The sequence below is a fragment of the Thioalkalivibrio sp. ALE31 genome (genome assembly GCF_000377405.1).
In the GTDB taxonomy this organism is placed as follows: Bacteria; Pseudomonadota; Gammaproteobacteria; order Ectothiorhodospirales; family Ectothiorhodospiraceae; genus Thioalkalivibrio.
In genome coordinates, this window is the sequence record NZ_KB905022.1 from 374,492 (window position 1) to 396,337 (window position 21,846).

A 21,846-nucleotide genomic window follows, 5' to 3' on the forward strand; every position below is an offset into this window, starting at 1 on the left:
CACGTGCGGATTCCCGACCTTCTGGAGGCCCTGCGCGCGGAGTACGGCGACCTGCAATGGTGGCCGGCCGATACCGCCTTCGAGGTGATGGTCGGTGCGGTACTGACCCAGAACACCAGCTGGACCAACGTCGAGAAGGCCCTGGACAACCTGCGCGCCATCGATGCCCTCTCGCCCGAAGGACTGATGGCGCTTGACCCGGAAGAACTGGCCGAGCGGATTCGTCCCAGTGGCTACTTCAACGTGAAGGCCGACCGGCTGCGGCATCTGCTGCGCTTCCTCGAGGCATCCGGCGGTGTCGAGGGACTGACCGCGCTGGAAACGGCCGAGTTGCGCTCGGCGTTGCTGGGCGTCAAGGGCGTGGGCCCGGAGACGGCCGACGATATCGTGCTGTATGCCTTCGACCGCCCGGTCTTCGTGGTGGATGCCTACACGCGGCGTCTGTTCGAGCGCCTGGAGGTCCCGCAGGCGCAGGCCCCCTATGATCAGCTGCGTGGCCACGTCGAGACGGAGTTGGGGCCGGATGTGGCCGCCCTGAACGACCTGCATGCGCTGATCGTGGAGCACGGCAAGGAGCGCTGCCGCCCGCGACCGCGGTGCGAAGGCTGCCCGCTGCGCGACCACTGCAGCCATCCCGACACTCGGGGAAACCCTTGAGGTCGCCGCCTCGTGCCGGTTGACGCTGACCCCGGGGCGCCCGAACCTGAGCGTTTGGCCCGACTGACCCGGGAGGTCGCATGCGGTACGTCTACTCCCTGCTGATCATCGTGTTCGTCGCGGTGGTCGCGATCTTTGCAATCCAGAACCTGCGACTGGTGACCCTGAATTTCCTGACCCTGCATGTGACGCTGCCACTGGCGTTGCTGATCGTCGGGATCTACCTGCTGGGGCTCGTCTCCGGGGGCGCGCTGGTGGCCCTGCTCAAGCGCTGGATCCGTGGCGCGAGTCGCTGATCGGAGCGCTTCGATGCCTATGACCGGTCGCGTACGGTGACGGCGCTCTGGATTCGTCGTCACCCCCTGCTGGTGATCGTGGCGGCACAGCTGTTCGGCACGTCGCTGTGGTTCTCGGTCAACGGGGTCGGGTTGTCGCTGCAGCAGGCACTGGGCTGGTCGCCGGCCGAGATTGGCTGGCTGACCATGGCGACCCAGACGGGCTTCATCACCGGGACGCTGGCGGTGGCCGCGACCGGCCTGGCGGACCGTTTTCGTGCCAGCCGGCTGTTCGCGATCTCTGCCGTGGCTGGGGCCGGACTGAACGCCATGTTTATCCTGCTGGCCGGTGTCTGGGAGATGGCCCTGCTCACGCGGTTCCTGGTCGGACTGGCGCTGGCCGGGGTTTACCCCCTGGGCATGAAGCTAGTGATTGCCTGGACGCCCGAGTACAAGGGCTGGGCCCTGTCCTGGCTGTTGGGCATGCTGACCCTGGGCACCGCGCTGCCGCATCTGCTGCGCGGCGCCACGCTCGACTTCCCCTGGGCGATCCCGGTGCTGCTGGCGTCTTTCCTGGCGGTGCTGGCGGCACTCCTGATCCTGCGCCTGGGGGATGGGCCCCACCTGCCACCCCCGGGGCGCACACCGGGTCTGGGCAAGGGGTTTCGTGCATTGCGGCGGCGGGACTTCCGGGCCGTGGCCGGAGGCTACTTCGGGCATTGCTGGGAACTGTACGCCTTCTGGACGCTGGTCCCGCTGCTGGTGGCGCGCGAGCTGTCGCGTCTGGAGGCCGATGCCGCGCTGATCCCGTGGCTTGCCTTCAGCGTGATCGCGCTGGGGCTGGCCGGCTGTGTCTGGGGCGGCCGCCTGAGCCGGAGCCTGGGGAGTCTGCGCGTGGCGCGGGTGGCCCTGGCGACGTCGGGCCTGGCCTGTCTGCTGTATCCGCTGCTGGCCGGGCACTCGCCCTGGCTGCTGTTCGGCCTGCTGGCGTTGTGGGGCCTGACGGTGATCGCGGACTCGCCGCAGTTCTCCGCGCTGGCCGCGGACAGTGCGCCGGCGGACGCGGTGGGGTCCGCGCTGAGCGTCATGAATGCGATTGGCTTTGCCCTGACCCTGCCGGCGATCTGGCTGACGAGCTGGCTGTGGGCGGATGGCGGGTTGTGGGTCCTGTGGCTCTTGCTGCCCGGCCCGTTGCTGGGTCTCTGGGCGCTGGCCCGCCTGTCGCCGCCGCTTCGCCCCGTTACGGCTCGCTGAAGCGGTCGCGTCGCACCGCCTGCGACGCAGAAGCGATCAGGAGGCTGTGAGTCGGGCCTGCGCACGCTCCAGGAGTTCGGCGGCGGCGTCCGGTTGTTCGCGCAGGGCGCGGCTCCAGTGCGGGAACAGGTTCTGCTCCTCGCGGCCCTCGTGCTTGGCCAGCGCGCCGGAGATCAGGGCGAAGAACGGGGCCACGGCCCAGGCCTCGTCGACCCCTTCGCTGAATTCATGCTCGAGCATCGCGGTCTGTTCCAGGATCTCGTCGTGCTCGCGCAGCATGATCGAGGTCGGGTCCTGGCCATTCGGGCTGCGCGGCAGGTCCAGCAGCGGCACGATCAGTTCGTTTTCCACCTCCACGTGGCGGCGCAGGCCATCCACGTAGGCGTGGAAATCCGGTGCGGCCCCCTCGAGATCGCCGGCGTTCACCTTGTGCAGGGCACTGGCGAACAGGCGGTCGATGCGCAGGTGGTCGCGCTCCAGCAGGTCGACCAGGTCCACCGGGGCGACATCCTCGCGGCGCTGCACCGCGAGCTTCCACAGCGGTGGCCCGTTTTCGAGACCCCGCCAGTGGATGGCATGCCGCAGCTGCAGGCCGACGGCGTCCATCAGGAGCTTCGGTTCCTGGTCCAGCCAGACCTCGAAGATCTGGCCCGGCCGCAGTTCGCGAAGGGTGTAATAGGCCCGCGTATGGGCATGGTCGCCCAAGCCGCGCAGATCGAGCAGGAAGTCAGCCATCGTCGCTCCCGATCCCGCGCCGTGCGGCCATGCGGGCACCGATGGTGTGGCGCTCCTCCGGGCTCAGCAGGTGCTCGGCGAACGGCAGCACGGCCCGCTCTTCCAGGTCGAGATGCACGCGGTATTGCCGGATCCAGGCCTCCGCGCCGGTCAGTTCCGCGGTCGAGCCGTCGGCAATTCGCTGCAGGGCCGGTTCCAGCCGGTCCCAGCCGGCCTCGATCTCGGCATGTTCCGCGCTCAGGCGCTCCAGCCATTCGCACAGTTGGGGGTGGCTGTCGGGGTGGTCGCAGTGCCGCTGGAGGAGGGGGAACAGATCCTCGTCCTCGTCCGCGTGGTGATTGGGGGCAGCCTCGTGAAAGTATTTCAGGACCCGAGCCGCCGCGGTGCGCGCCTCCTCGTCGGCGCCTTTTTCGGCGAGGTGCGCGGGCAGACGCTCGAGGATGTCCAGGGAGTTGAGGATGCGCCGGTGACAGGCGCGCAGCAGCTCGACAGGCTGCTGGAATCCGGGGACGGTCTCGTGGAGTTGCAGATGCATGGCAGTTGCGGCCTTGGCGGGTTTTCCTGAAGGGTGACTGTTACCGATCGGACGCGAGCGGGTGTTGATCTCGATCAATGCATATGGAATATAGCTTAAAGTATGCTGAGTCAAACCTGACAAGGAGCATTGCATGCACCCTCGAAACCGGATGTTCATCCTCGCGGCCCTGGTCTATGCCCTGCTGGGCGGGCTGCTCGGCATCCTCTGGCTGGTGCATCCCGTCCTGATCCCCGGCAACGTGCCGCGCATCCATGGCCACCTGATGCTGCTGGGTTTCGTGACCATGATGATCTATGGCGTGGGGCTGCATGTGCTGCCGCGCTTTTCCGGGCGGTCCCTGTTCTCCGAACGCCTGGGGCATGCGCAGTTCCTGCTGGCCAACATCGGGCTGTGGGTGATGGTCGCTGGCTGGCTGGTCTTCCATAACGCGACGGTCGCGGTGGGTGGCGCGCTGGCCTGGGGGGCGATGATCCTGTTCGCCGTGAACATCGCGCTGACCGTGCGCCACTATGGACCGAAGGGGGCATAACCATGGCACGCGAGGAATACAACGGCTGCGAGCTGCCGGACGACCTGTTCTACGACCTGGACTACGTCTGGGTGCGGCCGGAGGACGACGGCACCTTCACCCTCGGGATCACCGATCCGGCGCAGACCATGGCGGGCCGTGTGCAGTACTTCCGTTTTCGCAAGCCGGGTTCGCACCGTGCCGCGGGCAAGCCGGTGGCGCGGCTGGAGTCGGGCAAGTGGGCGGGCGGCATTCCGACCCCGTTCGACGGCACCATCGAGCGTATCAATCCGGCGGTGGAGGCCGATCCGGGTCTGGTGAACGTCGCGCCCTACACCGATGCCTGGGTGGTGGTGATGCGCCCGGACGACCCGCAAAAGGCGCTGGAGCGGCTGCACACCGGCCCCGAGGCGATCACCGGTCTGAAGCAATGGATCGATCGTTACGACATCCACTGCATGCGCTGCGCGGACTGAGCCGGGGGAGACGGATTCATGAAGGTGGAACTGCTGGTATCCGAATGGTGCGCCTCCTGTCACGATGCCGAGCGCATCTGGCGCCAGGTGGCCGAGGACAAACAGATCGACTTCGCCGTGGTGGACATGGGCCAGCCGGAAGGCCGCGAGCTGGCGACCCGGCTGCGTATCCGCTCCATCCCGGCGGTGGTGGTCGATGGCGAGCTCAAGCACATCGGTCTGCTGGATCGCACCGCCGCCACCGAACTGGTGGGCGCCGCCCCGGAGCGTACGCAGAAGGCGGCCCGGCATGTGGGGCTGGGCCTGTCGCCCTCCAGCCGGGCCTCGGTGCTGGGGGCAATGGTCTGGCTGCTGATCGCGGGGGCGGCGCTGCCGCTGGGGGGCTTTTTCCTGGAGGGCGCGGCCCGGCCGGCGGCGCTGCACGGCTTTACCCTGGGCTTTCTGCTGCTGCTGATCATGGGGCTGGGCGAGCACATGCTGCCGCGCTTTACCGGGCACCCGATCGCGGGCGGCTGGCTGTGGGCCTGGGCACCACAGATCCTGGTGCATCTGGCCGTGGTGGGGATGGGCCTGGGCTGGATCCTGGGGGTTGCGATGCTGACGGCGGTGGGTGCGCTGGCGGCGCTGATCGGCCTGGCGCTGTTTACGGTTCGGGTGGTGCCGCTGCTGGTGCGTCCGTCCCTTTGAGCTCGCGCGATAGGATGGTGGCCTACCCACGATTCGGAGTGTGGCCGTGAGTCTTTTCGAGAAACGTATTGGTGATCTGGAACAGAGTTTGCCGCATCTGGAACCGGCCGAGGTGGCCCGCTGGCGCCAGGACGGGAAGCCGTTTCTGCTGGTGGACGTGCGCCAGCCGGAGGAGGCGGCCGAGGGTACGATCGAGGGCGCGGTGAATATCCCCCGGCCCAAGCTGGAGGCCACCATCGAATCTCACATGCAGGACCCCCAGCAGCCCGTCGTGGTGTTCTGTGGGGGGCGTGGCCGGTCCCAGCTGGTGGCCGACAGCCTGCGGGCGATGGGGATCGATGCGCATGTGCTGCGCGGCGGCTATGCGGCCTGGCGGGACGGCGAGGGCCGGTAGTGAGTGTGCGGGCGGATCGATATTCCAGTGCCGTGACTGGCTGGATCGCTTTTTCGTCGAGACTTGGCTAATCTCGAAGTTCGTTTCCCGGTTTCCGGAAAATCCCTGAATTTTCTTCTCTGGCGCGTCTCTCCGGGGGCGCGTCGTGTATTTGGAGTGTGAACGTGAACAAGCCGAAGATCATCGTCTCCACCACGGACATGGAGCGTCTGGACAAGCTGCTGGAATCGCTGCCGGAGGATGCCTTTCCGGGCAAGGCCGATCTGGAGGCCGAGCTGGACCGCGCGGATGTGGTGGATTCGCACGAGATCCCAGGTGCGGTGGTGACGATGAACTCGAAGGTCCGGTTCCGGGTGACCGAGTCCGGCGAGGAATTCTCGATGACGCTGGTATACCCGCGGGACGTGGATGAAAGCGGCGGCACGCTGTCGATCCTGGCGCCGGTGGGCAGCGCCCTGCTGGGGCTTTCCGAGGGGGACGAGATCGAGTGGCCGCGCCCGGGTGGCGGGCAGATGCATGTGCGCATCGTGGAGGTCGAGTACCAGCCGGAGCGGGCGGGCGAGTACCACCGCTGACGGACGGGGGCGGTGGGCGTATCCGGCGCGGATTCAGCCCCAGTAACCCTGGCGATACCACTGGCCACTGCGCAGGCAGCGATACAGCCAGAGCCGGCGGCCCTGGCGATCGAGTGCCCGGGCGTAGTCGCGCCGTGCATCTTGGCCATGGTCCCACCAGCCGTCTTCCAGCCGCCCCAGCCATTGCGGCTGGTCGGGCGGGGTGGCGGGGTCGGGGCCCTGCAGCCACAGGGCCGCCCCGACGGTGCGCTGGCCCGGTGTCGGGGCGACCGGGGCCGGAGTAACGGCGAGATCGTGGCGTGATCCCTGGGCCTCCTCCGGCCTTGGGGTGCGGCGGTTGACCAGGCGGGTGACCGCCGGCTCGCCCAGGCGGGCGCGCAGTCGGGCCAGCACCGCGGGCAGCTGATCCGCCGGTGGCGTGCTCGCCGGGTCCCCGGCCAGCAGGCTGTCGCCCCGGTCCGGGGGATCCAGCAGGCGGGATGCCCGCAGGCGCAGGCCGATGACGGCCTCCGGCAGGGTTTCGCGCTCCAGACGAGTCTGCCACAGGGGTAGCCATTCGTCGGCGCGCATGCCCGGCTGTCCGCGTTCCAGCGTCAGCCGGGTGCGCGCCTCGCGATGTGTCAGTTCCAGGGTCATCCCCTGCAGGCTGCGGTTCAGGCCGCGCAACTGGGCCTCGGCCTGGCGCAGCAGCCGCTTGAGCGGGAAGGCCAGGGCCGTGGTGGCATGGATCTCGTGCTCCAGGCGCAGGGACAGATCCAGCACCGGGGGTGGTGTAAAGCGGGGCAGGGTCTCCGCGCGCCGGGCCAGCAGGCGGTCGAGCAGGTCCAGCAACTCCGGCCCGTGGCGCCGGGCCAGTTCGGGGCGTGACAGCCGCAGCAGGTCGCCGAGCTGGCGCAGGCCCACGGCGCGCAGGCCCTCGCGGGTGGTGGCGGCCAGCGGCAGGGCCTCCAGCGGGACGGGTGTCAGCAGCCGGCGCAGGGTCTCGGGGTCCTCCGCGATCGCGGGGTTGCGCAGGTGCGCCAGCAGGCGCGCGGCGGCGGGGCTGCGCCCCAGCCCGATGCGGGGATGGAAACCCAGGCCGGCCAGGGTGTCCTGCGCCTGCTGGCGCAACGCCTCCAGGCCGCCGAACAGGCGGCGGCTGCGTCCGACCTCCACCAGGATACGGTGGACCTCCGGTTCCGGGTGCACATGGTCGGAGAACCGCAGCAGTACGCCGGCCAGCATCTCCAGCTGGGTCCGCAGGGCGTCCGGGTCATGTTCGACCAGTTCCGGGGTATCCAGCACGGCCAGCGCATCCCCCAGCGCCATGCCGGGTCGCGCACCGGCGCGCCGCGCCGCACGGTTGGCGGCGTGCACCCGGGGGATGGCGCCGGATTCCACCACCAGCAGGGGGCGTTGCAATCGCTCCGGGTCCGGTTCCGCCCGGGCCAGGGCCTCCAGCGCGAGGTGCGGCAGCTCGATGGCCATCCAGTGTTCCCGCGGCACTCGGGCGGAACTGGCGGGGCGTGCCTCCGGTGGCCGGGGAGTGGGTGCGAGGGCGGGTGCCGCTGGCAGCAGGCTCAGTTGCTGCCGGGCGGGTTCCGGGGGTGTGGCTGCGCGCGCGGGACGGGCGGGCTGGCCCATCTCAGGCCTCCGGTGCTTCGGGAATCCACAGGGGCTGGCCGGAACGGGCCCAGTGGCCGGCCCCCTTCAGGCAGTGCAGTTCCAGGCCGGCGGCCGCGGCCTGCCAGCGCAGGCGCTGATGGGCCGGTGAGGGCTGGGCCGCGGCGTCCGGCGGCCGGTACAGGACGGCGCAGGCCCGGCTCTCGCTGGCGGCCAGGCGTAGCCGGCGCAGCAGGGCTGTCTCCACGGGACGGCGCAGCCAGGCGAGCAGCACGCCGAAGGCCGGGTCGCGCAGGCACTGCTCGCCGGCCCACAGGGTGTCGCGATCGTGCTCGGTGCGGATCAGCAGTACCCGCTCCGGCGGGATGCCCAGGGTCTGCCAGCCCGGCAGCCAGGGGGTGGCCGGTGGCGCGATCACCGCGATCCAGTAGTCGTCCTGGCCGCAGGCGGTCAGCATGGGGACCAGCAGCCGGGTCTCGCCGCTGCCGAACGGGGCGCCCAGCAGTTCGACCAGCTGACCGCGTGGCCAGCCCCCGCCCAGGGCCCGATCGAGTTCCGCGTGGCCGCTGGGCCAGACCGGGGCATCCGGGGCCGGAGTGGCGCTGCGTCCGCGCCAGAGCGCCGGATGGTCGAGCAGGGTATCCAGCGCGCCCATGACTCAGGCCTGGGGGTCGAGATCGCGCAGAACGCCCACGCCGACCCCCTCGATGGCCAGCGCCTGGCGCTCCAGGTCGATCTCGATGGGGGCGAAGTCGGGGTTCTCCGGGAGCAGGCGCACCCGCGGGCCGTCCTGCGCGAAGCGCTTGACGGTGACCTCGTCCTCGATGCGGGCGACCACGATCTGACCGGGCCGGGCCTCCGGGGTCTGGCGCACGGCCAGCAGGTCGCCGTCGAGGATGCCGGCGTCGCGCATGCTCTCGCCGTGCACGCGCAGGAGATAGTCCGGGCGGGCGCGGAACAGGGCGTCGTCGACCCGGTAGTGGCGCTCGATGTGTTCGGTGGCAAGGATGGGCAGTCCGGCGGCGACGCGCCCGACCAGGGGCAGCTCGCGCGGTGTGCTGCGCACCGCGCCCGGCAGGCGGATGCCGCGGGAGGTGCCGCCCAGCAGTTCGATGGCGCCCTTTTTTGCCAGCGCCTTCAGGTGGCACTCGGCCGCGTAGGGTGAGCGAAAGCCGAAGGCCCGGGCGATCTCGCTGCGGGTCGGTGCCGTGCCCTGGTTGGCGACGGTCTCGATGATGTAGTCGAGGATGGCCTGCTGGCGTTCAGTAAGCGACACAAGGCGCCCTCCAGTATCTGTCTATATATACAGTATCCGGAGGGCTCGCCGCAGGGCAAGGGCGGATTCACCACGAAGCCCACGAAGGCACGAAGAAGGTCAAGATCCAGGTCAAAAACGGTCTACAGGAAGAAGAGAAGGCTGGAAGATAGAGGGGCCATGACGGGCGCTACCAGGGCAATGCTGGGAAGCGGCCACTTTAGGGGCGTACGATTCAGTCAGCGCTCCCCATATGTCTGCCTGCCATCACGCTTCACCATCAAAGCCTTCTAACCTTCCAGCCTTCCTGTGAATCGCCCTTGAACTTCTTCGTGCCTTCGTGGGCTTCGTGGTGAATTTGCCCTGGGTTTTAAGACGTTTCAGGTGGGGGTGTAGTCGAGTGGCAGGGCGGTGCGGTCGACGACGCGGCGCAGGACGAAGCTGGAGTGCACGCTGTCCACGCCCTCGAGGCGGGTGATGCGCCGCAGCAGGAAGTCCTGGTAGGCGTCCATGTCGGGGACTACCACCTGCAGCATGTAGTCGGCGGATTGGCCGGTGATCAGGTAGCAGTGCTGGACCTCGGGGTAGCCGGCCACGGTCTCCTCGAAATGCGCGAAGCGTTCCGGGGTGTGGCGGTCCATGCCGATGTGGATCAGGGCGGTCAGTTCCAGGCCCAGGCGGCGCCGGTCTAGCAGCGCCACGCGGCGCAGCAGGATACCGGCCTGTTCGAGCGCGCGGACGCGGCGCAGGCACGGGGAGGGGCTGAGTCCGACGCGTTCGGCCAGCGCCTGGTTCGACAGGCTCGCGTCCTCCTGCAGGATCTCGAGGATGCGGCGGTCATAGCGGTCCAGTGAGTGCGGTTGCGGTTTCATAGGTGGATTATTGCGCATATTGAGCATTAATGCGCAATGATAGATCCCTCCTAAGGTCTTGATAGGGAAAAACGCAAGGTTATGCCCGGATGAATGCGTTAGGATAATGCACAAACAGAAATCCCCAGCGCGGCGGCCGATTGTACGGCCCGGGCCGCGCCCTTACAGGAGACGCGCACCATGGCCTTCGATCACACCAAATACGCCCCGTTCCCGCCGATCGACAAGGCGGATCGCCGCTGGCCGGCGAAGCGCACCACGGTTGCGCCGCGTTTCTGCGCGGTGGACCTGCGCGACGGCAACCAGGCGCTGGTGCACCCGATGAGCGTCGAGCAGAAGATGCGCTTCTTCGAGGTGCTGGTGGATATCGGCCTGACGGAGATCGAGATCGGGTTCCCCTCTGCCTCGCAGATCGACTACGACTTCACCCGCCGCCTGATCGACGAAGACCGCATCCCCGAGGGCGTGTATATCCAGGTGCTGACGCAGGCGCGCGAGGATCTGATCCAGAAGACCTTCGCGGCGCTGGAGGGCGCACCGCGCGCGGTGGTGCACGTGTACAACTCCACCAACCCGGCGCAGCGCGAGCAGGTCTTCCGCATGGACCGCGACGGTATCCGCGGCATCGCCGAGAACGGCGCGCGCTGGGTGCGCGACTATGCGGCGAAGTACCCGCAGACGGACTGGATCTTCCAGTACTCGCCGGAGAGCTTCTCCACCACCGAGCTGGACTACGCGGTCGAGGTCGTGGATGCGGTGAACGCGATCTGGCGCCCGGACCAGGGCCAGAAGGTCGTGATCAACCTGCCGGCCACGGTCGAGTCGGCCACGCCGAATGTCTTCGCCGACCAGGTCGAGTGGTTCTGCGATCATGTGCAGTACCGCGAGCACTTCTGCGTGTCGCTGCATACGCACAACGACCGCGGCACCGGCGTGGCCGCGGCCGAGCTGGGCCTGCTGGCCGGGGCCGATCGCCTGGAAGGCACGCTGTTCGGCAACGGCGAGCGCACCGGCAACATGGACCTGGTCACCGTCGGCATGAACCTGTACTCGCAGGGGATCGACCCGACCATCGACCTGTCCGATATGGAACGGCTGATGGAGGTGTACAAGGAGTGCACCGACATGCCCATCCACCCGCGCCATCCGTGGGCGGGCGAGCTGGTCTACACCGCGTTCTCCGGCAGCCACCAGGATGCGATCCGCAAGGGCCTGGCGCACTACAAGGAGCAGGGCGGCCACTGGAACGTGCCCTACCTGCCGATCGACCCGGGCGATCTGGGCCGGCGCTACGAGGAGGTCGTGCGCATCAACAGCCAGTCCGGCAAGGGCGGCGTGGCGCATGTGCTGGAACGCGATTACGGTATCGAGGTGCCGCGCTGGCTGGCGATCGAGTTTGCCCGCATCGTGCAAAAGGATGCCGAGACCTCGCAGATCGAGGTCTCCTCGAAGCGTATCCACGAGCTGTTCGAGCAGCATTACCTGACGCCGGTCGCCGGCTGGGATCTGGTGCGCTACGAGATCGAGAAGGAAGGTCCGGTGGTGCGGCTGGACGCGACCATGGGCCCGCCCGGTCGCGAGTCGCGCCTGCAGGGCGAGGGCCACGGCGCGGTCGAGGCCCTGACCGCCGCGATGCAGGCCGAGCGCGGAGTGGAGGTGAAGGTCAGCCACTTCGATGAGCACGCGATGGAGTCCGGCACCGAGGCGCGGGCCATGGCCGCGGTGGACGTGCAGGTGGACGGCGAACGCTCGGTCGGCGTCGCCCTGGGCGAGGACACGACCGCCGCCACGCTGCAGGCCGTGCTCAATGCCACTGGTCGCCGCCTGGGCGAACGCGCCGCCGAACCGGCCGCCGTTAACGCCTGATCCCGCGGCCCCAGTGCGCCCTCGGGCGCACTGGGGGCGTTGAGGTGGGTCTGGCTTTGGCAGGGGCTTCGCCTGCAAGCAGGCTCCTACCGGGGTGGGATGTGGTCTTGTAGGAGCCGCCTTGGCGGCGAAGCCCCTGCCCGCGCCGGAGCGCCGCAGCCGGGTTCCGTCCCGGGCTCTTTACTTCTCCGGCGCGTCGGGTGCCGGAGACGTCAGAATCGACGAACGATCAGGCCCATCGATGAAGCCGCGTCCGCCAGGACGTTGTCTGCGGTGGCGATGACTGGAATCTCGTGATGCCGCGCGGTTGCGATGTGCAGTGCGTCCAGTGTCCGCAGTGGGTGTTCGGGGTAGCGGGTGATCAGGTTGGTCGCTTCCTCGAAGAGTGAATCATCGAAGGGATAGAGCTGTAACGAGGCACTGGAGATGTCGTCCTGGAAGGTGGCGAAGATGATCGTTTCCAGCTCCTGCGGCAGTTCGCCCATACGCCGGCGCCGTGCGAGCAGGGACCGCAGTTCCGTGGCCACCAGCCGACTGATGATGGCGACGTCGACTTTTTGCAGGTAGTCGACAAAGGCCTCGGAGCCCGGTTCGTTCAGGTACCACTTGCCCAGGGCACTGGTGTCGAGGTAGCACCGTTCATCCGCGCTCATCGCGCTCTTCCCTGAGGAGGGTCTCCGAGGGAATCAGTTGCGCGGTGCGTTGGCGAAGCTCGTGGTGGTCGGGACGCTGACGCCCGCGACGCACGGGGAGGACGCGTGCAATGGGTTTTCCGTGACGGGTGATGGTAATTTCGCCGGACGCCTGTACGATTTCGTCCAGGTGCCCAATGGAGGCCCGCATCTCGCGGACGTTGAGCTCTTTCATGGCGCCCCTCAGGTGTGCTTCATTTTCTGATATTGAAGCACGAGGCTGTACGTCCGGCAATGACGGGGCCCATTGGGGCACGCAAAGGCGTTTACTTCACCCGCTTCTCCAGCATGTTCTGCATGCGGATCAGGCGTTCCTGCAGCTTGGCGGTTTCCTGCTGGATCTCGTGGATCTCCGCGTGCAGCGCCTGGTTCTCCTCGTGCACGCTGTCGTGGATCATCTGCTGTTCGATCTCCATCGCGCGATCATGCATGCGCTGCATGGCGTCCACGATGATCGCGATGAACAGGTTCAGCACGGTGAACGTGGCGATCAGGATGAACGGCACGAAGAATATCCAGGCCCAGGGGTAGACCTCCATCACCGGGCGGGCGATATCCTCGGACCAGCCCTCCAGCGTCATTACCTGGAACAGGCTGTACATGGTGGCGCCGAGGGTGCCGAATTTCTGCGGAAAGGATTCGCTGAACAATCCGGTGGCGATGATCGCGAACACGTAGAAGATCAGTAGCAGCAGTCCGATGATGGAGACGATGCCGGGGATGGCCCGTAGCAGCGCCTCCACGATGAAGCGCAGCTTCGGCACCATGGACACCAGGCGCAGCAGACGCAGCACGCGCAGCACCGAGAATGGCCCGGAGGCGGGGATCAGCGCGATCCCCACCACGAAGAAGTCGAACACGTTCCACGGGTTGCGCCAGAAAGCCAGGCGGTAGACGAACAGCTTGGCCAGCACCTCGGCGGTGAAGAGCGACAGGATGATCGCGTCCGCGGCCAGGATGACCGGCCCCATCCAACCCATCACGGTATCCGAGGTCTCGAGCCCCAGGGTCAGGGCGTTCAGCAGGATCAGGCCGATGATGAAGCGCTGGGTCAGCCGGGCCTCGATGAAGCCTTCCAGGCGCGTGCGCAGCGTGGGGGTCTCGCTCATGGTGTCGGGAGTCGTCGCAGTGCTCGGGGAGGCGCAAGAGTAGGGTAAAGGCCGCATTCCGGCAATCGCGCCCGCTAGGGAAACACTGATTAATGCACCCGCTCGCGTTGGCACCCCAGGTTTTCCGAGACAAGGCGCGTCGCGCAGCGGGTAGCGGTTCTACCGCGCAAGCGGCGCAACGCAGGATCGGGGAACCTGGGGTGCCAACCCCCACAAGCTAGTGAAAGTCGGGGCTCGGCCGCCCGTTGTTGATCAAAAACGGGCGCGCGCACGGCGTTTCGGTTCCCTTGTGCAGAATGACTGCACGGCAGTCACCGCGCCTTGTTCGCACGCAAAAGCGACTCGAGCGCGAGCGCGTGCATTAATCAGTGTTTCCCCAGGAGCCTGTGTCTCTGCCCCGCGCGTGGTAAAACGCGTGGACCGATGGACCCTGGCTGCAACCGTGAGGAGACGATGAATGTGGGACGCGCGCTACGCGGCGGATGAGTACGTCTACGGCACCGAGCCGAATGATTTCCTGCGTACCGCGGTGGCCAACGTGCCACCTGGGAAGGCCCTGTGCCTGGGCGAGGGAGAAGGCCGCAACGCCGTCTTCCTGGCGCAGCAGGGCTTCGAGGTGCTGGCGGTGGACAGCTCCGCCGTTGGCCTGCAGAAGGCCCAGCGCCTGGCAGAGGACCGCGGCGTACAGATTGACACCCTGGTGGCGGATCTCGCGGATTACGCGATCGAGCCGGATTCCTGGGATCTGATTACCTCCATCTTCTGCCATGTGCCGCCGCCGATCCGGCGTCGTCTGCATGCCGGGGTGGTTGCCGGGCTGCGACCCGGCGGGGTGTTCATCCTCGAGGCCTACACCCCGGCGCAGCTGGAATGGGGGACGGGCGGGCCGCCCACAGCCGAGCTGATGATGACGCGGGACGCGCTGGTCGAGGAGCTGGACGGGCTCGAATTCGAGGAAGCCGTGGAGCGCGAACGCGACGTGCTCGAGGGGCAGTTCCACACTGGGCGCGGTGCCGTCGTGCAGATTCTAGGGAGACGCTGATTGAATCGCGCGTGCGCGTTGGTACCCCAGATTTTCCGAGACAAGGCTCGGTGCGCAGCGGGTAGTGGTTCTACCCGCAAGTGGCTCAACGCAGGATCGGGGAACCTGGGGTGCCAACCCCCATAAGCTATTGAAAGACGGGGCTCGGCCGCCCGTTGTTGATCAAAAACGGGCGCGCGCACGGCGTTGCGGTTCCCTTGTGCAGAATGACTGCACGGCAGTCACCGCGCCTTGTTCGCACGCAAAAGCGACTCGAGCGCGAACGCGCGATTCAATCAGCGTCTCCCTGGCCATAAGCCAAGGCAGGACTGGGGATAGGCCCCGGGGCGCGCGGCCGGTTCAGGCGGGCCGGGGCGGGACGGCGATGCCCGCCTCGCGCAGCCACCCGCCCAGGGTGATCAGCGGCAGGCCGACCAGCGCGGTCGGGTCGTCGCCTTGCATGCGCGCGAACAGGCTGATACCCAGCCCTTCCGACTTGAAGCTGCCGGCGCAGTCCAGCGGCTGCTCGAGTGCCACGTAGTGGTGGATCTCCTCCGGGGTCAGTTCGCGGAAGGTCACGGTAAACGGGACTTCGCCGGTCCGCGCCTGGCCGGTGGCGGTGTCCAGCAGGCAAAGGCCCGTGTGGAAGGTCACCGTCTTGCCCGACAGGGCCGCGAGCTGGGCCTCCGCGCGGCCCGTGTCGCCCGGCTTGCCGAGGATGCTGTCGGCGTGGCTGGCGTTCTGGTCGGAGCCGATCACGAGGTGGTCGGGATAGGCATCGGCCACGGCGCGGGCCTTGGCCTCGGCGAGGCGGGTCACCATGGCGTCGGGGCGCTCGTGAGGCCGGGGGGTCTCGTCCACCTCCGGGCGGGCGGTCTCGAACGGCAGGCGCAGGCGCCCGAGCAGTTCGGCGCGGTAGGGCGAGGTGGAGGCGAGGACCAGTTTGCGCGCGGTCTCAGTCATCGGCGTGGTCGATCTCGATCAGCGCATCGTCGGGATTGGCGGCCGCCCCCTTGGCGACGTTCACCGCAGTGACGGTGCCGGACACGGGGGCGGCGATCTCGGATTCCATCTTCATGGCCTCCAGCACCAGCACCGGCTGCCCGGCCTCCACGTGGTCGCCCTCGGCCACCAGGACGTCGATGATGGTACCGGGCATCGACGTGGTGACGTCGCCGGGGCGGGTCGCGCGCCGCGACTTCTTGCGGCTCCCACCCCCGCTCGGCGCGGCATGGCCACCACTGGCGGTCTCGATGGTATCCAGGGTCTCGATCTGGACCTCTTCCGGCATGCCGTCGACCGTCACGTACATCGGACGAGTGTCCTCCCGATGGTGGCCGGAGCCGGTTACCTGGATGTGGTAGGTCTCGCCGTGGAAGGTCACGTTGAACTCCACCGGGGCCGGGCAGCCCGCCTGGGTGTTCTCCGGGAGGTTCAGCGGTTCCGGCTCGAGCGTGCCGTCGTGGCGTTGTTGCAGGAACTGGCGCCCCACCTCGGGGAACAGGGCGAAGGTCAGCACGTCCTCCGGCCCGCGGGCCAGTTCGCCGATCTCGGCGGCCAGCGAGTCCATCTCCGGGGGCAGGAGGTCGGCCGGGCGGCTGTCGATGACCTCGGCATTGCCGATGGCCTGTTGCCGCACCACGGCGTTGATGGGGCCCGGTGCACGGCCGTAGTGCCCGGTCAGGTACTGCTTCACCTCGTTGGTGATGGTCTTGTAGCGCTCGCCGGCCAGTACGTTCATCACCGCCTGCGTGCCGACGATCTGCGAGGTGGGCGTCACCAGGGGCGGATAGCCGAGGTCTTCGCGCACCCGGGGGATCTCTTCCAGTACCGCGTCGAAGCGATCCAGCGCGTTCTGGTCGCGCAGCTGGTTGGCCAGGTTGGAGATCATCCCGCCGGGCACCTGGTTGACCTGGACGCGGGTGTCGATGCCGGTGTATTCGCTCTCGAAGCGCTGGTACTTCTTGCGCACCTCGTGGAAGTACATCCCGATCCGCTGTAGCGCGACGAGGTCCAGCCCGGTGTCGTGCCCGGTACCGGCCAGCGCGGCGACCATGCTCTCGGTCGGCGGGTGGCTGGTACCGCCGGCGAAGGCGGAGATCGCGGTCTCGATATGCCGGCAACCGGCCTCGATGGCCTGCCAGTGGCACAGCTCGGACAGACCGGAGGTGGCGTGGGCATGCAGGTGGACCGGCACGTCCAGGGCATCCACCAGCTCGGTGACCAGCTCGCGGGTGGCGGTTGGCGTGAGCAGCCCGGCCATGTCCTTGATTGCGATGCTCTGCGCGCCCATGGCGACCAGCTCGCGTCCCAGGGCGACGAATTGTGTGGCCGAATGCACCGGGCCAGTGGTGTAGCAAAGTGTGCCCTGGGCATGGCCGCCGGCCTCGCGGGTAGCCTCGATCGCGGTGCGCAGGTTCCGGGCGTCGTTCATCGCGTCGAAGATGCGGATGATGTCGATGCCGCCGGCGACCGAGCGCTCGACGAAGGCGCGGACCACGTCGTCGGCGTAATGGCGGTAGCCCAGCAGGTTCTGGCCGCGCAGCAGCATCTGTAGCGGGGTGTTCGGCAGCGCGGCCTTCAGCTGATGCAGGCGCTCCCAGGGGTCTTCCTTCAAGAAGCGCACGCAGGCATCGAAGGTCGCGCCGCCCCAGACCTCCAGCGAGTGGAAGCCAATGGCGTCCATCTGCTCGCAGATCGGCAGCATGTCCTCGGTGCGCATGCGCGTGGCGATCAGGCTCTGGTGGCCATCGCGCAGGGTGACATCGGTGATGTGAACTCGATCCATGGTCATTCCGGTGTCCGTGCGGCGGGCTGGGGTCTACAACCCGTGGTGAGCGGCGAGGGCGGCCGCGACGGCCACCGCGAGCTGGCGATCCGAGCGCTTGCCGGGGAAGTGCGTGAGCTCGGGGTGCGCCGCGACAAATCCGGTGTCGAAGTGGCCACTGCGGAACACCGGATGGTCGACGATCGCCAGGTGGAAGGGGATGGTCGTCTTGACGCCGAATACGCCCATATCGCGTAGCGCACGGTTGGCGCGGGCCAGCAGGTCATCCCACTCCAGGGCCCAGCAGATCAGCTTGGCGCACATCGAGTCGTAATGCGGCGGGATGGTGTAGCCCGTGTAGATCGCCCCGTCGGTGCGCACGCCGGGTCCTCCCGGGGCGAAGTAGCGGGTGATGCGGCCGAAGCTCGGCAGGAAGTCGTTCTTCGGATCCTCCGCGTTGATGCGGAACTCCATCGCGTAGCCGCGCCGGGTGATGTCGGACTGGGCATAGCGCAGGGGTTCGCCGGCGGCGATGCGCAGCTGCTCCTGCACGATGTCCACCCCGGTGATCATCTCGGTTACCGGATGTTCTACCTGAAGACGGGTGTTCATCTCCATGAAATAAAAGGAATCGTTCGAGTCCATCAGGAACTCGACGGTCCCCGCGTTCTGATAGCCGACGGCCTTCGCGGCCCGCACGGCGAGCTCGCCCAGATGGTCGCGCTGGGCGTCGGTCAACTGCGGCGAGGGCGCGATCTCCACCAGCTTCTGGTGGCGCCGCTGGACCGAGCAGTCGCGCTCGAACAGGTGGATCGCCTGGCCGTGGGTATCGCCCAGGATCTGCACCTCGATATGCCGCGGATTGACCACGGCCCTCTCCAGGAAGATCTCGGTGCTGCCAAAGGCGCGGGTGGCCTCCGAGCGCACGCGTTCGAAGTTGTGCTCCAGGGCGCGCGCATCCTCGCACAGGCGGATCCCGCGTCCGCCGCCGCCGGAGGTGGCCTTCAGCATGACTGGGTAGCCGATGCGCTCGGCGACCTCGAGCGCGGCCGCGACGTCCTCCAGGTTGCCCTCGGAGCCGGGCGTGACCGGCACACCGGCCTCGATCATCGCCCGGCGTGCGGCGACCTTGTCGCCCATGCGGCGGATGACCGTGGCGTCCGGGCCGACCCAGATCAGGTTACGCGCGGCGCAGGCGGCGGCGAAGTCGGGGTTCTCCGAGAGGAAGCCATAGCCCGGGTGGATGGCGTCGCAGCTGGCGGCGCGCGCGACGCTGATCAGACGGTGAATACTGAGGTACCCGCCCATGGAGTCGGGGCCGATGGCGTAGGCCTCGTCCGCCTTCTTTACATGCAGGGCGTGGCGGTCGGCGTCCGTGTACACGGCGACCGAGATGATGCCCAGTTCGCTGCAGGCCCGGATCAGGCGCACGGCGATCTCGCCCCGGTTGGCAATGAGCAGCTTGCGAATCAAACGGAAGGTCCCGGACAGGTCGATGACTTCTCGAGTATCGACGTCGTTCGGGGTGGCTGCAAGTTTCTGTTTCCCTTTGACAGATCGCCCGCGCGCGCGTATATTCCGCGCCCTCGTTCCGGGGAGGCCCGAACGGTTTTCCCAAGAGTTTGTTATGAGTCGTATCCCCGTCTCTCTGGACCCGTGGCAACCGCGTGCCCGGCACCTCGAATTCGAGGGCGACCTGCGTCCCGAAGACCTGCCGCGACTGCGCGCCGACGCGTTGCCGGGACACCCGCTGCGGGTGCACGCGAAGTTCCTGCTGGAACGCGGGACACTGGACGAGATGCGTCTGAGCGGGGTGATCAGCGGCGAGCTGTGGCAGACCTGCCAGCGCTGCCTGCAGCCGCTGGCGTGGGAATTCCGTCTGGAGGCGGATGCGGTGCTGCTGCCGGCGGAGGGCACGCCGGCCGGCATGAGCGAGGATGACGATTTTGTCGAACTCGAGGCCGACGGCCTGTTGCGCCCCGCGGCCTGGATCGAGGAAGAGATCCTGCTGGCGTGGCCGCTGGTGCCGCGCCACGCGGATTGCGAGCCGGCGGCGGCGCCCGAGTTCACCGAGGGCGAACGCGGCGAGAACCCGTTTGCCGTGCTGGAACAACTGAAAAAGGGGGGCGGCCCGGACCGGGACGACCCGTGAAGCGAACGCGGTCGGGGCATTGCCCCCGCCGAACCGTTATACTTGCGCCCGTTTTGATACCGGGCTCACTCCCGTCGCCACGGGAATCTGATCAATCTGGAGATGCATCATGGCTGTTCAGCAACGCCGCAAGACCCGTTCCAAGCGTGACATGCGCCGCTCCCATGACGGGCTGACGGGCGCCACCCTGTCCACCGATCCGACGACCGGCGAGATCCATCGTCGTCACCACGTGACCCCCGATGGCTTCTATCGCGGTCGCCAGGTGATCCAGCAGGACGTCGAAGTCGACGAAGACGAAGATTAAGGTCCGGGTAATGACCGTCCCGGGGCCACGGCTGCGCTTGCACCGTGGCCTTTCCGCGTTTGAATCCGGCTCTGTCCCGGCCGGTCGTCGGACTCGAGCATGACTGCCAGCTTCACCATCGCACTGGACGTGATGGGCGGTGACCACGGCGCCCCCGTCGTACTGCCAGCGGCGCGTCGCGCACTCAAGGTGGCGGATGACTTCCGCCTGCTGCTGGTGGGCGACCAGGACACCATCGAATCGGGCCTCTCAGGCTGGTCGGCCAGTGAACGCGAGCGCGTCGACATCGTGCACGCCAGTCAGGTCGTGGGCATGGAGGAACTGCCGGCCGTGGCGTTGCGCACCAAGCGCGACTCCTCCATGCGCGTGGCCATCGACCAGGTCAAGAACGGCGCGGCCCAGGCCTGTGTCTCCGCCGGCAACACCGGTGGGCTGATGGCCACTGCCCGCTATGTGCTGAAGACCCTTCCCGGTATCGACCGCCCGGCCATTGCCACGGCATTGCCGTCGATGGAAGGGCACACCCACATGCTCGATCTGGGCGCGAATGTGGATGTCGAGGCCGCGCATCTGTACCAGTTCGCGGTGATGGGCTCGGTGCTGGCGAACGCCGTGGATGGCCTGGAGGCCCCGCGCGTGGGCCTGCTCAACATCGGCTCCGAGGCGATCAAGGGCAACGACCGGGTGCGCGAGGCCGGGCGTATGCTGGAAGAATCCAGCCTGAACTACATTGGCTTTGTCGAGGGCAACGATGTCTACTGCGGCGATGTGGACGTGGTCGTCTGCGACGGGTTCGTGGGCAATGTCGCGCTGAAAACCAGCGAGGGCGTGGCCCGGATGATCTCCTCGAACATGAAGGCGGAATTCCGCGCCTCGCTGTATTCGCGCCTGGCCGGACTGTTCGCCCTGCCGGTACTGCGGCGGCTGCGTCATCGCTTCGACCACCGCCGCTACAACGGGGCCTCGCTGCTGGGCCTGCAGGGCGTGGTCATCAAGAGTCACGGAAGTGCCGACGAACTCGCCTTCGAGCATGCGATCCGCATCGCTCGCATCGAGGCGGAGGCGAACATCTCGCGGCGGATCGACAAGCAGCTGGGCCAGCTCCTTGGGCAGGAGAACAGCGAGTGAAGCATGCACGTATCAGCGGCACCGGCAGCTACCTGCCCGAGCGCATCCTGACCAATGCCGAACTGGAGGCGATGGTCGACACCTCGGATGCCTGGATCCGCGAACGCACCGGCATCCGCGAGCGCCACATCGTGGCGGAGAACGAGGTCACCTCGGACCTGGCGCTGAAGGCCGCGGAAAGGGCGCTGGATGCCGCCGGCATTCGGGCCGCCGATCTCGACCTGATCCTGGTGGCGACCACGACCCCGGACCAGATTTTCCCCAGCACGGCGTGCATCCTGCAGGCCAAGCTGGGCGTGGGCGGCTGTCCGGCGTTCGACATCCAGGCGGTGTGCAGCGGTTTTGTGTACGCGCTGGCGACCGCCGACCGCTTCATGCAGAGCGACGAGATCCGCCATGTGCTGGTGGTCGGGGCCGAGACGCTTTCGCGCATCACCGACTACACCGACCGCGGCAACTGCATCCTGTGGGGCGATGGCGCGGGGGCTGTGGTGCTGTCGCGCTCCCCCGACCCGGGAATTATCTCCACCCACCTGCATGCCGACGGCCATCACAAGGGCCTGCTGGAGGTCCCGGGTGGCGTCTCCCAGCCGAATGACAATCCCGATCTGGAATTCATCCGCATGGAGGGCCGCGCGGTCTTCCGGGTCGCGGTGAACACACTGGACCAGATCGTTGACGAGACTCTGGAATACAACGGCATCGACAAGTCCGAACTGGACTGGCTGGTGCCGCATCAGGCGAATATCCGCATCATCCAGGCGACCGCGAAGAAGCTGAACATGTCCATGGACAACGTGGTGGTCACGGTGGACCGCCACGGCAATACCTCGGCCGCCTCGATCCCGCTGGCGCTGGACACCGCCGTGCGCGATGGCCGCATCAAGCGGGGCGACCTGATCCTGACCGAGGCCTTCGGCGGCGGCTTCACCTGGGGTTCCGCGCTGATCCGGATGTAGCGCACGCATCAGACTTG

26 protein-coding genes are annotated in these 21,846 nt (G+C 67.7%); 14 read left to right on the plus strand and 12 right to left on the minus strand.

The window, feature by feature from the left end; all coding sequences use genetic code 11:
• Positions 1 to 3: 3 nt before the first annotated feature.
• The 3 genes from D103_RS0107600 (at position 4) to D103_RS0107610 (ending at position 2,186) form a co-directional block, all read left to right on the plus strand.
• Entirely contained in the window at positions 4 to 657 is a 654-nt protein-coding gene (locus tag D103_RS0107600) for an endonuclease III domain-containing protein (protein ID WP_018866152.1), read from the plus strand.
• Between the two features lie 80 nt (positions 658 to 737).
• Positions 738 to 953, plus strand: coding sequence for a lipopolysaccharide assembly protein LapA domain-containing protein (locus D103_RS0107605; protein ID WP_017941597.1), 216 nt, complete (start codon positions 738 to 740; stop codon positions 951 to 953).
• Between the two features lie 72 nt (positions 954 to 1,025).
• On the plus strand, positions 1,026 to 2,186 hold the full coding sequence (locus D103_RS0107610; RefSeq protein ID WP_018876393.1) for a nitrate/nitrite transporter: 1,161 nt from the start codon (positions 1,026 to 1,028) through the stop codon (positions 2,184 to 2,186).
• Positions 2,187 to 2,222: 36 nt separating this feature from the next.
• Here the strand turns inward: D103_RS0107610 and D103_RS0107615 are convergent, their stop codons facing one another.
• Both D103_RS0107615 and D103_RS0107620 read right to left on the minus strand, forming a co-directional pair.
• On the minus strand, positions 2,223 to 2,921 hold the full coding sequence (locus D103_RS0107615) for a hemerythrin domain-containing protein (protein ID WP_018866154.1): 699 nt from the start codon (positions 2,919 to 2,921) through the stop codon (positions 2,223 to 2,225).
• Positions 2,914 to 3,456: a hemerythrin domain-containing protein gene (locus D103_RS0107620; RefSeq protein WP_018866155.1), complete on the minus strand. Its 543-nt coding sequence runs from the start codon at positions 3,454 to 3,456 to the stop codon at positions 2,914 to 2,916. Before D103_RS0107620 ends, D103_RS0107615 begins: the two co-directional genes overlap by 8 nt.
• Positions 3,457 to 3,589: 133 nt before the next feature.
• Between D103_RS0107620 and D103_RS0107625 the strand changes: the two genes are divergently transcribed.
• The 5 genes from D103_RS0107625 to rnk all read left to right on the plus strand — a co-directional run bounded on the left by D103_RS0107625 (position 3,590) and on the right by rnk (position 6,099).
• The gene (locus D103_RS0107625) at positions 3,590 to 3,988 is read left to right on the plus strand and encodes a hypothetical protein (protein WP_038028475.1); all 399 of its coding nucleotides are present in this window, start codon (positions 3,590 to 3,592) and stop codon (positions 3,986 to 3,988) included.
• Between the two features lie 2 nt (positions 3,989 to 3,990).
• Positions 3,991 to 4,443, plus strand: coding sequence for a glycine cleavage system protein H (locus D103_RS0107630; RefSeq protein ID WP_018866157.1), 453 nt, complete (start codon positions 3,991 to 3,993; stop codon positions 4,441 to 4,443).
• A gap of 18 nt (positions 4,444 to 4,461) precedes the next feature.
• Positions 4,462 to 5,130, plus strand: coding sequence for a thioredoxin family protein (locus D103_RS0107635; RefSeq protein ID WP_018876395.1), 669 nt, complete (start codon positions 4,462 to 4,464; stop codon positions 5,128 to 5,130).
• Between the two features lie 46 nt (positions 5,131 to 5,176).
• The gene (locus tag D103_RS0107640) at positions 5,177 to 5,524 is read left to right on the plus strand and encodes a rhodanese-like domain-containing protein (RefSeq protein ID WP_018874975.1); all 348 of its coding nucleotides are present in this window, start codon (positions 5,177 to 5,179) and stop codon (positions 5,522 to 5,524) included.
• Positions 5,525 to 5,688: 164 nt separating this feature from the next.
• On the plus strand, positions 5,689 to 6,099 hold the full coding sequence (gene rnk / locus D103_RS0107645; RefSeq protein ID WP_018866160.1) for a nucleoside diphosphate kinase regulator: 411 nt from the start codon (positions 5,689 to 5,691) through the stop codon (positions 6,097 to 6,099).
• 33 nt (positions 6,100 to 6,132) lie between these two features.
• Here rnk and D103_RS0107650 read toward each other — a convergent pair whose 3' ends face one another.
• From D103_RS0107650 to D103_RS0107665, 4 genes are all read right to left on the minus strand, one after another.
• On the minus strand, positions 6,133 to 7,566 hold the full coding sequence (locus D103_RS0107650; RefSeq protein WP_018876398.1) for a DNA polymerase Y family protein: 1,434 nt from the start codon (positions 7,564 to 7,566) through the stop codon (positions 6,133 to 6,135).
• Between the two features lie 157 nt (positions 7,567 to 7,723).
• Positions 7,724 to 8,356, minus strand: a complete 633-nt coding sequence (imuA, locus tag D103_RS0107655) for a translesion DNA synthesis-associated protein ImuA (RefSeq protein WP_018876399.1) — start codon at positions 8,354 to 8,356, stop codon at positions 7,724 to 7,726.
• A 3-nt stretch (positions 8,357 to 8,359) separates the two neighbouring features.
• Positions 8,360 to 8,977, minus strand: a complete 618-nt coding sequence (gene lexA, locus D103_RS0107660) for a transcriptional repressor LexA (protein ID WP_018876400.1) — start codon at positions 8,975 to 8,977, stop codon at positions 8,360 to 8,362.
• 359 nt (positions 8,978 to 9,336) lie between these two features.
• Entirely contained in the window at positions 9,337 to 9,828 is a 492-nt protein-coding gene (locus D103_RS0107665; RefSeq protein ID WP_018866164.1) for an Lrp/AsnC family transcriptional regulator, read from the minus strand.
• Between the two features lie 180 nt (positions 9,829 to 10,008).
• On the opposite strand from D103_RS0107665, the gene D103_RS0107670 reads away from it, so the two are divergent.
• A complete protein-coding gene (locus tag D103_RS0107670) occupies positions 10,009 to 11,694 on the plus strand; it encodes a 2-isopropylmalate synthase (RefSeq protein WP_018876401.1) in 1,686 nt (561 codons plus the stop codon).
• A gap of 212 nt (positions 11,695 to 11,906) precedes the next feature.
• Here the strand turns inward: D103_RS0107670 and D103_RS0107675 are convergent, their stop codons facing one another.
• From D103_RS0107675 to D103_RS0107685, 3 genes are all read right to left on the minus strand, one after another.
• Entirely contained in the window at positions 11,907 to 12,347 is a 441-nt protein-coding gene (locus tag D103_RS0107675) for a type II toxin-antitoxin system VapC family toxin (RefSeq protein ID WP_018876402.1), read from the minus strand.
• Positions 12,334 to 12,561, minus strand: coding sequence for a type II toxin-antitoxin system Phd/YefM family antitoxin (locus D103_RS0107680; protein WP_017942101.1), 228 nt, complete (start codon positions 12,559 to 12,561; stop codon positions 12,334 to 12,336). Before D103_RS0107680 ends, D103_RS0107675 begins: the two co-directional genes overlap by 14 nt.
• A 91-nt stretch (positions 12,562 to 12,652) precedes the next feature.
• Positions 12,653 to 13,495, minus strand: a complete 843-nt coding sequence (locus D103_RS0107685) for an ion transporter (protein ID WP_018866167.1) — start codon at positions 13,493 to 13,495, stop codon at positions 12,653 to 12,655.
• Between the two features lie 457 nt (positions 13,496 to 13,952).
• Here D103_RS0107685 and D103_RS0107690 point away from each other — a divergent pair, with 457 nt between their 5' ends.
• Complete coding sequence (locus tag D103_RS0107690; RefSeq protein ID WP_018876403.1) at positions 13,953 to 14,537, plus strand: bifunctional 2-polyprenyl-6-hydroxyphenol methylase/3-demethylubiquinol 3-O-methyltransferase UbiG; 585 nt, start codon at positions 13,953 to 13,955, stop codon at positions 14,535 to 14,537.
• A gap of 339 nt (positions 14,538 to 14,876) precedes the next feature.
• On the opposite strand, the gene D103_RS0107695 is transcribed toward D103_RS0107690, so the two are convergent.
• From D103_RS0107695 to D103_RS0107705, 3 genes are read right to left on the minus strand one after another with little or no spacing between them, the layout of a single operon-like run.
• Positions 14,877 to 15,479: a nucleoside triphosphate pyrophosphatase gene (locus D103_RS0107695; protein ID WP_018876404.1), complete on the minus strand. Its 603-nt coding sequence runs from the start codon at positions 15,477 to 15,479 to the stop codon at positions 14,877 to 14,879.
• Positions 15,472 to 17,304: a sodium-extruding oxaloacetate decarboxylase subunit alpha gene (oadA, locus tag D103_RS0107700; protein ID WP_018876405.1), complete on the minus strand. Its 1,833-nt coding sequence runs from the start codon at positions 17,302 to 17,304 to the stop codon at positions 15,472 to 15,474. The genes D103_RS0107695 and oadA overlap by 8 nt, the downstream gene beginning before the upstream one ends.
• Before the next feature lie 33 nt (positions 17,305 to 17,337).
• On the minus strand, positions 17,338 to 18,756 hold the full coding sequence (locus tag D103_RS0107705; RefSeq protein WP_018876406.1) for an acetyl-CoA carboxylase biotin carboxylase subunit: 1,419 nt from the start codon (positions 18,754 to 18,756) through the stop codon (positions 17,338 to 17,340).
• Positions 18,757 to 18,910: 154 nt separating this feature from the next.
• Here D103_RS0107705 and D103_RS0107710 point away from each other — a divergent pair, with 154 nt between their 5' ends.
• The 4 genes from D103_RS0107710 to D103_RS0107725 all read left to right on the plus strand — a co-directional run bounded on the left by D103_RS0107710 (position 18,911) and on the right by D103_RS0107725 (position 21,829).
• Positions 18,911 to 19,435, plus strand: a complete 525-nt coding sequence (locus D103_RS0107710) for a DUF177 domain-containing protein (protein WP_018876407.1) — start codon at positions 18,911 to 18,913, stop codon at positions 19,433 to 19,435.
• A 109-nt stretch (positions 19,436 to 19,544) separates the two neighbouring features.
• Positions 19,545 to 19,742, plus strand: coding sequence for a 50S ribosomal protein L32 (gene rpmF / locus D103_RS0107715; RefSeq protein ID WP_017942094.1), 198 nt, complete (start codon positions 19,545 to 19,547; stop codon positions 19,740 to 19,742).
• Between the two features lie 99 nt (positions 19,743 to 19,841).
• Positions 19,842 to 20,870 carry a phosphate acyltransferase PlsX gene (gene plsX, locus D103_RS0107720; protein ID WP_018876408.1) on the plus strand — a complete coding sequence of 343 codons (1,029 nt, stop codon included), beginning with the start codon at positions 19,842 to 19,844 and terminating at the stop codon, positions 20,868 to 20,870.
• Complete coding sequence (locus tag D103_RS0107725) at positions 20,867 to 21,829, plus strand: beta-ketoacyl-ACP synthase III (RefSeq protein WP_018866174.1); 963 nt, start codon at positions 20,867 to 20,869, stop codon at positions 21,827 to 21,829. The genes plsX and D103_RS0107725 overlap by 4 nt, the downstream gene beginning before the upstream one ends.
• Positions 21,830 to 21,846: the final 17 nt, after the last annotated feature.